At 39.8% G+C, this 11,558-nt stretch carries 9 protein-coding genes; 8 read left to right on the top strand and 1 reads right to left on the bottom strand.

Annotated features, from left to right (window positions below):
• Positions 1–82: 82 nt before the first annotated feature.
• Complete coding sequence (gene brnQ, locus RG571_RS10955) at positions 83–1,462, bottom strand: branched-chain amino acid transport system II carrier protein (protein ID WP_002291696.1); 1,380 nt, start codon at positions 1,460–1,462, stop codon at positions 83–85.
• 705 nt (positions 1,463–2,167) lie between these two features.
• On the opposite strand from brnQ, the gene RG571_RS10950 reads away from it, so the two are divergent.
• The 8 genes from RG571_RS10950 (at position 2,168) to glyS (ending at position 11,488) form a co-directional block, all read left to right on the top strand.
• A complete protein-coding gene (locus RG571_RS10950; RefSeq protein WP_002291698.1) occupies positions 2,168–3,139 on the top strand; it encodes a PhoH family protein in 972 nt (323 codons plus the stop codon).
• A 23-nt stretch (positions 3,140–3,162) separates the two neighbouring features.
• A complete protein-coding gene (locus RG571_RS10945) occupies positions 3,163–5,355 on the top strand; it encodes an HDIG domain-containing metalloprotein (protein WP_308947807.1) in 2,193 nt (730 codons plus the stop codon).
• Between the two features lie 28 nt (positions 5,356–5,383).
• Positions 5,384–5,860, top strand: coding sequence for an rRNA maturation RNase YbeY (gene ybeY, locus RG571_RS10940; protein ID WP_002291700.1), 477 nt, complete (start codon positions 5,384–5,386; stop codon positions 5,858–5,860).
• Positions 5,844–6,239 carry a diacylglycerol kinase family protein gene (locus RG571_RS10935; RefSeq protein ID WP_024636060.1) on the top strand — a complete coding sequence of 132 codons (396 nt, stop codon included), beginning with the start codon at positions 5,844–5,846 and terminating at the stop codon, positions 6,237–6,239. The genes ybeY and RG571_RS10935 overlap by 17 nt, the downstream gene beginning before the upstream one ends.
• A gap of 14 nt (positions 6,240–6,253) precedes the next feature.
• A complete protein-coding gene (era, locus tag RG571_RS10930; RefSeq protein ID WP_002288753.1) occupies positions 6,254–7,153 on the top strand; it encodes a GTPase Era in 900 nt (299 codons plus the stop codon).
• Between the two features lie 142 nt (positions 7,154–7,295).
• On the top strand, positions 7,296–8,108 hold the full coding sequence (recO, locus tag RG571_RS10925; RefSeq protein WP_308947806.1) for a DNA repair protein RecO: 813 nt from the start codon (positions 7,296–7,298) through the stop codon (positions 8,106–8,108).
• A 385-nt stretch (positions 8,109–8,493) separates the two neighbouring features.
• A complete protein-coding gene (gene glyQ / locus RG571_RS10920) occupies positions 8,494–9,411 on the top strand; it encodes a glycine--tRNA ligase subunit alpha (protein ID WP_002296161.1) in 918 nt (305 codons plus the stop codon).
• 1 nt (position 9,412) lies between these two features.
• A complete protein-coding gene (gene glyS, locus RG571_RS10915; protein WP_195193785.1) occupies positions 9,413–11,488 on the top strand; it encodes a glycine--tRNA ligase subunit beta in 2,076 nt (691 codons plus the stop codon).
• The last annotated feature ends 70 nt before the right edge of the window (positions 11,489–11,558 follow it).

Below are 11,558 nucleotides of genomic sequence, written 5' to 3'. Positions count from 1 at the left end.
GCTAGACGAAAGAATAGGATTCTTTCATCTAGCTGTTTTTTTCCTGTTTAATATTTCTTATGTTAAATTGTGTTTGATCTGGTTATTCTTCTGGTAGTTCATTTGCTTCTTGTTTATACCCTGATAGGCGATAGGCGTAATAGAAGAGTAAGCTGCCAGCATACCCAAGTAACGTTGGGACCATCCAGCCAAGTCCTAATGCAGCAAAAGGAACGTGATGATGATAAAATTCGAGCATGCTTGCTACAACTCTTTGTTGACTCACTAAAGCAGGCGAATTTGCCAGCATATCCAATACGGCGGGAACAGCAGCAAACAACATCGTTACTTGATAGACAAATGGTGTCTTTTGGAAAAATTTTGCTGTTAAGGAAAGCAAAATCAACGCAAGCGACAATGGATACAAAAGCATCAATACTGGTAAAGACCATTGGATGATATTGTCCAAACCAGCATTTGCAACGACAAAAGAGACGAAAGTCGTTAACCGCAGCCATGTCATATAACTGACTTTAGGGAACAGTTTATGGAAATCTTGTGCAAAAGAAACAACGAGTCCCATAGCGGTAGTGAAGACACCTAATGTGACCATCACTCCTAAGAAGCTAGCGCCGAAGTTACCTAAATAAAAATTAGTGATCTGAGAAAGTGCAGTTCCGCCATTTTCTGATAAAGACATCTTATTCAAACTCATCGCACCGAGAAGAACAAGACCAAAATAGATCATGACTTCTAGCGCAACGCTCAGGCTACCAGCTTTTGCTGTTAATTCTGTGACTTTTTTATCTTTGAAACCAAGGTCACGGACTGCATGGACAAAAGTGACACTTAAGGCAAGCAAGGCTACTGCATCAACCGTGTTATAACCTTCTAGGACACCATTTGTTAAAGCGTTTGTTTGGTAAGTATCTGCAGCAGATTGATTTAGATTTCCCATTGGGTGGAATAAAGAAACGACAAAAATGATTGCTAATAATGCAAGAAACAAGGAGTTTAGATACTTTCCGACGTATTTGACCAACCGTGTGGGATGGACAGTAAGGAAATAAGCAAGTAAAAAGAAAAGAGCAGAGAATAAAAACATACCTAATGAATTATATTTTTCAGGCAAAAATGGTTTAGCAGCCATTTCAAAAGCAGTAGCAGCTGTCCGTGGTGTACCGAAAAATGGTCCGATCGTCAAATGAACAAGGATTAAGAACAAGGCAGCATACCATTTTCCGACAGGTTTAGCTAAGTCATACAGACCATCACTTTTTGTCACTACTACAGCTAAGATAGCTAGTAATGGGAAAAGAGCGCCTGAGATGGCAAATCCTACGCCAGCACTGACCCAGTTTGCGCCAGCCATTTGACCTAAGTGGACAGGAAAGATTAGATTACCTGACCCGAAAAACATCCCGAAGATAAGTGAACTGACCATCAATAGTTGTTTCCATGAATAAGTTTTTGTTTCTTCCATAAATTTTTCCTCCAATAATTATCATTTTGATTGACGATATAAACGTTGCAGCAATTAGTAATGCCACTAATATCAGATTCCATGAAAACCACCACCTTAAAATATAAAAAAAAGCCCTTTTCCACTTGGGAAAAGGGCTCTAGATTCTAGAACGGTACCACCTTTTTTCGCTTAAAAAAGCTTCTTCATTCACGGACGCTTTTTGATAAAGTTATCCGCTAGCCTGATAATGGAGGCAGCCACAATGATCTACGTTTTCGACATTGACTCGGAAATGATGTTCGTCTATTCGATTTATTGTCATTTCTCACTTACATGACTCACTGGGAATAAATCGTTGAATAGCCTACTGTTTTCCTCGACGCTTTGCTGTATGTTTATTTGTTGACGTAATAATACACCTGTTTTTTTTGAAATGCAAGAATATTTTAACTATTTTGTTTTCTTTTTTTGAAACAAGAAAAATACCTAGAGAATACCTCTGAATGAAACGGAATATTTTGTTCTCCACTTTCATATAACTTACATTCTCAGATTCTTTTTATCAAAACGAGACTTTTAGCGAATGGAAACGGCTATTTTTTAACGTTTCTTGGTACGTATGGTTAAACGACTCTTTTACAACCTTTTCTTATTTGCTATATAGTTTCTTCTGAGTATGGTAAAATAGGAAAGAATGAATCGAAAAAAAGGGGATGTCTATTTTTGACGGAAGAGTCTAGTTCTTTAGAGATTAGATTGACAGCTGCTGATGATGTCAGCATGCTTTTAGGTGCACACGACAAGCATATAAAACTGATCGAGGAAACAACGGAAACAACCATCCATACACGTGGAGAAATCATTCAGATCATTGGTGAACAATCCCAGATTTCCTTGGCTGCCTCAGTCATTCGGACATTACAGGAATTGATCAAACGAGGAATCCACGTAAGTACACCAGATGTCGTGACGGCATTGAAAATGGGGCAAAAAGGTACATTAGATTATTTTGTTGAGATGTATGAGGAAGAGATCGTCAAAGACCGTAATGGAAAACCTATACGGGTAAAAAACAGCGGTCAAAAGAAATACGTTGAATCGGTAGCCAAACATGACATCGTATTTGGTGTAGGGCCAGCCGGAACAGGGAAAACGTTTCTTGCCGTAGTATTAGCAATTGCTGCCCTAAAAAAAGGCGAAGTGCAAAAAATCATTTTGACGCGGCCCGCTGTAGAGGCAGGGGAAAACCTAGGCTTTCTACCCGGGGATCTGAAAGAAAAAGTGGATCCTTATCTGCGGCCTGTTTATGATGCTTTATACCAAATTTTTGGATTGGATCATACGAACCGATTGATGGAACGAGGCGTAATCGAAATCGCACCATTAGCTTACATGCGGGGGCGGACATTGGATGATGCATTCGTTATCTTGGACGAAGCACAAAACACGACAGTCGCTCAGATGAAAATGTTCTTGACCCGTCTCGGTTATCAATCAAAAATGATTGTCAATGGGGATACAAGTCAGATAGACTTGCCTCGAGGGACGACAAGTGGTCTTGTTCATGCAGAACGAACACTAAAGCAAATCAAAAAAATCGATTTTGTTAATTTTGAAGCAAGTGACGTTGTTCGGCACCCTGTAGTTGCCGAAATCATCAAAGCTTATGAAAAGGCGGATCTTCATCAAGAATAAGCTTTGCTTAGGAGGATAAGCACATGTTGAATAAAACACTGCAGAAACTACAAGAAAAACTCGGAAAGGCAGCATTGCCTTTCCTTCTGTTCTTGTTTTTTATCATTGTCTGCGGCGTTACATTTAGTAGTGTCAAACAAAAGGCCAATGATTTCAGAGAAGGCCAAGTAGCAGAAGAGAGTATCCGTGCGAATAAAACGATCGAGAACACGGAAGAAACCGAACAAAGAAGAAAACTGGCAGCAGAAGCAGTGACTCCAGAATATACTTATCAAAAAGATCTGGCAGATGACCAGAACAATCGGATCAAGCAATTATTCGAATTGATCGATAAGACGAATGATACCATCAACAAATCTTATAATGACAAGGTAGATAAGGCGAAGGAAGATGAAAATATCCCGAAACCTACTACAGAAGAGCGGATTGCTACACTGAAGAAAAATTTTGAAAACGTGAATGCAGAAAACGTTGCGTTTTACCAAAAACTGCCGAACAATTTTTATTCGACGATATTTGAAATGACTGAAACGGAAATTCACACGGTTAGGGATGAAAGTTTGAAGCTCATTGACGAACAGATGAGTAAACAAGTTCGTGAAAGCGAATTGGAAGCTTTTAAACAAGAAGCAGAAGATCAGATTCAGTATTTGAATGTCACAACAGAGCAGCAACAAATGATTCGCTACTTAGTGGATCAAGGCATTGTAGTCAATGATGTATTGAATGAGAAAAAGACAGAAGAATTAAAACAATCTGCACGAGAAGCTGTACAACCAGTGATGATCTTCCAAGGAGAAATCATTGTTCGCGAAGGAAATCAAATTGATGCTTCAGCGATGAAAAAATTGGAATTACTAGGATTGACGAATCAAACGACTTCGATTTTCCCACTCATTGCCATGGTTTTAGCTGTTTTGCTTCAAATCGGTGTACTGATTTATAATTCACTTCAATTCCAAAACGCAGGAGAAAGAACAAAATACGTACTTTTCTACGTGACAGCAATGTCAGTCAGCGTAGTACTAATGAAATTTTTCCAACTCTTCCAAACAGAACAAGCTGCTTATATTCCGCTGTTTTACCCCGCGGCTTTTGCTCCACTTGTTTTAAGCTTTTTCTTGAATCGAAGAGCAGGGATCATGGCTGGTATTTTCCAAGCAGTATCCGCACTTTTCATTTTTTATGATTCGATTGGCACGAACTTTCTGACAGTTATTTTGATGTCCTATGTATTTTCTGGTCTCATGGCAACAATCGTCAGACGCAAACGAATCTCAGAACAAGGGTTATCCGCAGCTATGTGGGTCATTATTTTCCCTGTGATGATGGATGTCATTTTGATTATCTACCAAGGAATGAGCTTTGGGGATGCAACGACTTGGTTAACGCTAGTCTGCGGATTCACAGGTGCACTGTTCTCATTCTTGCTGACGATAGGTCTGCATCCCTATATTGAATTGATGGTCAATGATGATAGTGTGATCGTATTAAATGAACTCAGAAATCCTAATCATCCTTTATTGAAACAGTTGCTGGAAGAAGCACCAGGTACGTATCACCACAGCATGATGGTAGCCAATCTAAGTGCTAATGCTGTAGCAGAAATCGGTGGACGTTCTTTACTTACTCGAGTAGCTTGCTATTATCATGATATCGGCAAGATCAAACACGCCAGCTTTTTCGTTGAGAACTTGCCTTCAGGAGCGGAAAATCCGCACAATTTCTTATTGCCAGAAGACAGTAAACACATTATCTTTGGACATGTGACAGATGGTGCCAAAATATTGGAAGATTATAATATGCCGCAAATGGTGATCGATATTTGCAGACAGCATCATGGAACCACGCTGATGCGTTATTTCTACGTTAAGGCAAAGGAACGCAACCCGGAAGTCACGGAAGAGCAATTCCGTTATCCTGGACCAAAACCTCAAAGCCGTGAAGCAGGAATCGTCAATATAGCTGACAGTTGTGAAGCGGCAGTACGGGCAATGGACCATCCAACGAGCGAAAAAATCGAAAGTTTTGTCCATAATCTTATTGAAGAGCGTATTTCCGATGGACAATTGGACGACAGTGGATTGACGTTAAAAGAAATCCGTAAAGTAGAAAAATCATTGATCAGCGGTTTAAGCAGTACCTTCCATTCTCGGATCAAATATCCTAAAATGAAATCGGAAGTTGAGAAGATAAAAGAAGAACAAGAAGAATAGCAAGAAGAATAGAAAGAAGCGATGTATAATGGATATTACCTTCATGGATGAAACAAACCAAGTCTCAGAAGAGAAAATGAAAGAAATCGACGACTTGTTGCAATTTGCAGCATCATATTTAGAGTTGCCAGAAGAAACAGAAATGTCTGTTACTTTCATGGACAACGCAGCGATCCAAGTAATCAATCGTGATTACCGTGGAAAAGATGCACCGACAGACGTCATCAGTTTTGCCTTGGAAGAAGAGGGCGAAGACGAAATCCCAGTGATTTTTGAAGATGGAGAGAATCCATTGCCTCGTGTACTGGGAGACATCATGATCTCTACTGAACGTGCTGCAGAGCAAGCAGAAGCTTACGGCCATTCGTATGATCGGGAACTTGGCTTTTTAGCGGTTCATGGATTCTTGCATATCAACGGGTATGACCATATGACACCAGAGGATGAGAAAGAAATGTTTGGTTTACAGAAAGAGATCTTAGATGCCTATGGACTTAAAAGATAAAAACGTAGAGAAAAACAAACATTTCCTGATGTCCGTGGAATTTGCCGTCCAAGGAGTCAAAACCGTTTTTGAGGAAGAACGCAACATGAGGAAACATGTTTCGTTCGGAATCCTCGCTTTGTTTATGGGCGTGATTTTCCAGCTTGATCGGATAGAATGGTTATGGCTGCTTTTAGCTGTTTTTCTCGTATGGATAGTAGAGATCATCAATACTGTTTTTGAAAATGTCGTGGACATGTTTACGGATTTTCATTTTCATCCGATTGGGAAAAAAATCAAAGATATGGCAGCTGGAGCAGTTTTAGTGACCGCTTGTTTTGCCGTCATCGTTGGGTTGATTTTATTTGTCCCTAAAATATATCATTTGTTGTTTAATTAAAAAGGAGAACGTATATGCCAGAACATAAATCAGGGTTTGTCGCAATCGTCGGCCGCCCGAATGTAGGAAAATCCACATTATTGAATCGAATCGTGGGTCAAAAAATTGCCATCATGAGTGATAAGGCGCAGACAACTAGAAATAAAATCCAAGGAGTATATACTACACCAGAAGCTCAGTTGATTTTTATTGACACACCAGGAATCCATAAACCAAAGCATCGTTTAGGAGATTTTATGGTAGAAGCAGCTTACAGTGCGTTGAAAGAAGTGGACGCGGTCTTATTTATGATCAGTGCTGATCAAAAACGCGGTCGGGGAGACGATTTTATTATTGAACGTCTAAAAAACGTGCATTCTCCTGTTTATCTGATTATCAATAAAATCGATAAAATCCATCCAGACGAGTTGTTGGGAATCATCGAAGATTATTCAACGCAGATGCCGTTTGCACAAGTGATTCCAATTTCTGCTACAGAAGGAAACAACGTCGAACGTTTGATGGATGTATTAGTCAGTGAAATGCCAGAGGGCCCACAATATTTTCCAGATGATCAAGTGACTGATCATCCTGAATACTTCATCGTTTCTGAATTGATCCGTGAGAAAGTCTTGTTTTTAACACGAGACGAAGTGCCTCATTCTGTCGCAGTCGTTGTTGATTCGATGAAGCGAAACGAGAATGATAAAATCCATATCCAGGCTACGATCATCGTCGAAAGAGATAGCCAAAAAGGGATCATTATCGGTAAAGGCGGAAAAATGCTGAAGCAAGTAGGAACGAAAGCGAGAAAAGATATCGAAAATCTTTTAGGAGACAAAGTCTTTCTAGAACTTTGGGTCAAAGTTCAAAAAGACTGGCGAGACAAAAAAGTCTATCTGCAAGACTTCGGCTACCGAAAAGACGAATACTGATATTCTGAGCTTCTCGTAAGTTAGGTATAGAAATAAACTGGATAAAAATCCGCTTGTTGAGAAAAGCTGCGGAAGATCGCAACATAAATGATCTGGATCGGCAGAATCTGCTTTTCCAGATTTATTTTTTAGGAGGGAGAATATGAGCCAGCTTGCAGAATCAAAAGGCTTGATTTTATCTAGCCGTAATTACAAAGAAAAAGATAAATTAGTCAAAATCTTTACGGAATCTTCTGGCAAAATGATGTTTTATATCAAAGGGATCCATCGGCAAAATCAGCCATTAGCTCCGGCTTTGCTCCCTTTTACTGAAGCAGTTTATATCGGGAATTTTCGAAGTGAAGGTTTGCCATTTTTAAGCAGTGTCAAAGATGTCCATGCGTTTCGACACATCCAAGAAGACATCTTTTTGAGCGGCTATGGCACATATTTATTGAATCTAGTAGATGCGGCAATCGAAGATCATCAGTACGACCCGCATTTGTTCCAGTTTACGCAACAAGCACTGCAACGGATGGACCAAGGAGATGATGCAGAAATCATCACGAATATTTTTGAAGTCCAAATACTGCAACGCTTCGGGATCGCGCCGATCTGGACGCACTGCGTCGTATGCGGGGAAACAAAAGGAAAATTTGATTATTCTTCCAAATATGGTGGTGTGATATGCGAAAGACACTGGTCGATGGATGATCACCGTTATCATGCAGATCCTCGAGCTGTTTATTTCGTTCGGATGTTTTCAGCTATTTCTTATGATAAGATCAGTGGAATCCATCTGAAAGAAGAAACCAAACAAGCAATCCGTGAACTCATCGACCAGCTGTATGATGAATATGTCGGTATCCATTTGAAAAGCAAAAAGTTCATCGATCAAATGAAGTCTTGGGCACACGTATTAAAGACGCCAGAGAAAGACATGTCTGAAAAAGATCTACCTAAAAAAGAAGAATAGTAAATGAAACATACAACAAAAAATCAAAACCATTTGACAAACACAGGGAGTTCCGTCTATTATTAACCGTAGATCAAATAGATCGTTCACTGAGAGGATCTATTATAGAAACAAGAAAACTGCAAAATGAATACGTACATTGACCAAGATCAGTAAAAAACACGTGGTTTAGCGAGTTCGGGAGAGTGGGAGCCGGACCCAAACGATTTTTGAAGAGGCACTTGCGAGTACGATAAATGAAGCTGCCGAATCTTTATTCGGAAGTAGGGTGGAACCGCGAATTATTCGTCCCTATGTCTGTAATCAGACATAGGGATTTTTTGTCGTTTTCTTTCCTGTATTCTTATTTGACAGCAACACTTTAAAATTGAAAGGGGCAAAACAGATGAGTAAAAAATTGACCGTCCAAGATATGATTTTAACATTACAAAAATTTTGGTCATCAAACGGCTGCATGCTGATGCAAGCTTATGACACAGAAAAAGGAGCAGGTACGATGAGCCCATATACCTTTTTACGGGCAATCGGACCAGAACCATGGAATGCTGCTTACGTAGAACCATCTCGCCGACCAGCTGATGGACGTTATGGTGAAAACCCAAACCGTTTGTATCAGCATCATCAATTCCAAGTCGTGATGAAACCTTCACCTGAGAATATCCAAGAGCTTTATTTAGAAAGCTTGCGCCTTTTAGGAATCGATCCATTAGAACATGACATCCGTTTTGTTGAAGACAACTGGGAGAACCCATCGATGGGTTGTGCCGGTGTGGGCTGGGAAGTATGGCTTGATGGGATGGAGATCACACAATTCACATACTTCCAGCAAGTCGGAGGACTACCTTGTAAACCAGTTACTTCTGAGATCACTTATGGACTAGAACGTCTTGCTTCTTATATCCAAGAAGTTGAAAGTGTCTATGATCTGGAATGGGCTGATGGCGTGAAATATGGCGAGATCTTCAAACAACCAGAATATGAACATTCCAAATATTCTTTTGAAGTAAGCGACCAAGACTTGCTACTAAGCAATTTTGACCGTTTTGAAAAAGAAGCTAAACGCTGTATCGATGAAAATCTTGTTCATCCAGCGTATGATTATATTTTGAAATGCAGCCATACATTCAACTTATTAGATGCTCGCGGTGCAGTATCCGTAACAGAACGAGCAGGTTATCTTTCCCGTATCCGCAACATGGCTCGTGCTGTAGCCAAAATCTTTGTGGCAGAACGCGAAAAATTAGGATTCCCTTTATTGAATAAAAACACAGCAAATCCAGAAAACATGAAGGAGGCTGAATAAGATGGCAAAAGACTTATTACTTGAAATCGGGCTGGAAGAAATGCCTGCTCATGTTGTCACACCAAGCATGAAACAATTAGAAGAAAAAACAGCAAAATTTTTAGATGAAAACCAATTGACTTATGATACGATCGAAACGTTTTCTACACCGCGCCGCTTAGCAATCAAAGTAACAAACATTCCAGAACGTCAAGCAGACAGTGAAGAAGAAGTCAAAGGACCAGCCAAAAAAATTGCTTTGGACGCAGATGGAAACTGGACGAAAGCAGCTGAAGGATTTGTCCGCGGACAAGGACTGACGACAGATGCTATCACTTTTAGAGAATTAAAAGGCGTGGAATATGTCTATGTAACGAAATACACTCACGGCAAAGAAGCAAAAGAAGTATTGACAGGTTTAGCAGATGTCATTAAAAGCCTCACTTTCCCAGTAACGATGCATTGGGCAGAATACGATTTTGAATATATCCGCCCTATTCACTGGATCGTGGCATTGTTAGATGACGAAGTAATCCCGTTTGAGATCTTGGATATCAAAACAGACAGAGCTTCAAGAGGTCATCGTTTTTTAGGCGAAGATGTGACATTTACACATGCAAAAGAATACGAAGAAAAATTAAATGAACAATTTGTTATTGCTTCACCACAAAAAAGAAAAGAAATGATCATCACACAAGCAAACGAATTAGCAGAAAAAAATCACTGGATCATTGATCTAGACGAAGATTTACTAGAAGAAGTCAACAATCTAGTCGAATATCCAACTGTCTTTTCTGGCGACTTCGAAGAAAAATATCTTTCTGTTCCTGAAGAAGTACTAGTCACTTCTATGAAAGAACATCAACGTTATTTCGAAGTACGGAACGATCAAGGTATGTTGCTTCCTCATTTTATTTCTGCTCGTAATGGCGATCGGGTAAAATTGGAAAATGTGGTACGAGGCAATCAAAAAGTATTGACTGCTCGTTTAGAAGATGCGGAATTCTTTTATAATGAAGACAAGAAAGCTTCAATCGACCAATACGTTGAAAAATTAAAAACTGTTACTTTCCATGAAAAAATCGGTAGCATCTACGAGAAAATGCAACGGGTACAAGTCATCGCCCGCATTATAGGCGAACAAGTAGGACTATCTGAGGAAGAATTGATGGATCTGCAACGCGCTGCTGAAATCTATAAATTTGATCTAGTAACCAACATGGTAGGAGAATTCCCTGAACTACAAGGGATCATGGGAGAAAAATATGCTCTGCTTAAAGGCGAGAAACCAGCCGTAGCAACAGCGATCCGTGAACATTACATGCCTATATCCAGTGAAGGAGATTTACCTGAGACTACAGTAGGTTCTGTTTTAGCGATTTCTGATAAATTAGATAGTATCTTTTCTTTCTTTGCAGTTGGGATGATCCCAAGTGGCTCAAACGATCCATATGCTTTGCGCCGTCAAGCATATGGTGTCGTTCGAATCATCGAATCGAAAAAATGGGCCTTTCCTTTGTCTGTTCTGCAAGAAACGATTAGTGAAGTTATCAGTAAAGATACGGATCGTTTTGGCATTGGCTTGTCAGCGGGACAACAACAGGTGATCGACTTTATCAAAGGCCGTCTGCGCCAATTATTGACAACGAAGAATATCCGTCATGATGTCATCGAAGCTGTTTTGAATGCAGAACAAAAAGATCTGACAAAAGTATTTGCAGCAGCACAATTGTTCAAGCAGCATCTTGCAGATGAAGACTTCAAACCATCGATGGAAGCTTTGACACGTGTCGTGAACTTAGCGAAAAAAGCGGAGCTTGAAAAACAATCAGAAGTAGACCCTGAACTGTTCGAAAACGAAGCGGAGAAAGAACTGCACAAAGCAGTAGAGGCAATGAAAACAAGCTTTGCTGACCAAACGATCAACGAAAATTATGATCAGCTTGTAAGCCTTCGCCCACTGATCGAAAATTATTTTGATCAGACGATGGTCATGGCAGAAGAACCAGCAGTACGTAAGAACCGATTAACGCAATTAAGTCAAATTGCTGCCATGGCTTTGTCACTAGCAAGTTTAGATCAAATCATCACAAAATAATTTCTAATATGTAAATAAACCAGAGAACAGGCACAAAATAGGCTATTTCTCTGGTTTATTTGTTATAAAT

The sequence above is a fragment of the Enterococcus sp. FR204 genome, assembly GCF_031143325.1.
Lineage (GTDB): Bacteria > Bacillota > Bacilli > Lactobacillales > Enterococcaceae > Enterococcus_B > Enterococcus_B faecium.
The sequence above is the reverse complement of the archived record's forward strand: the minus strand, read 5'-3'. Positions and strand labels throughout refer to the sequence as shown.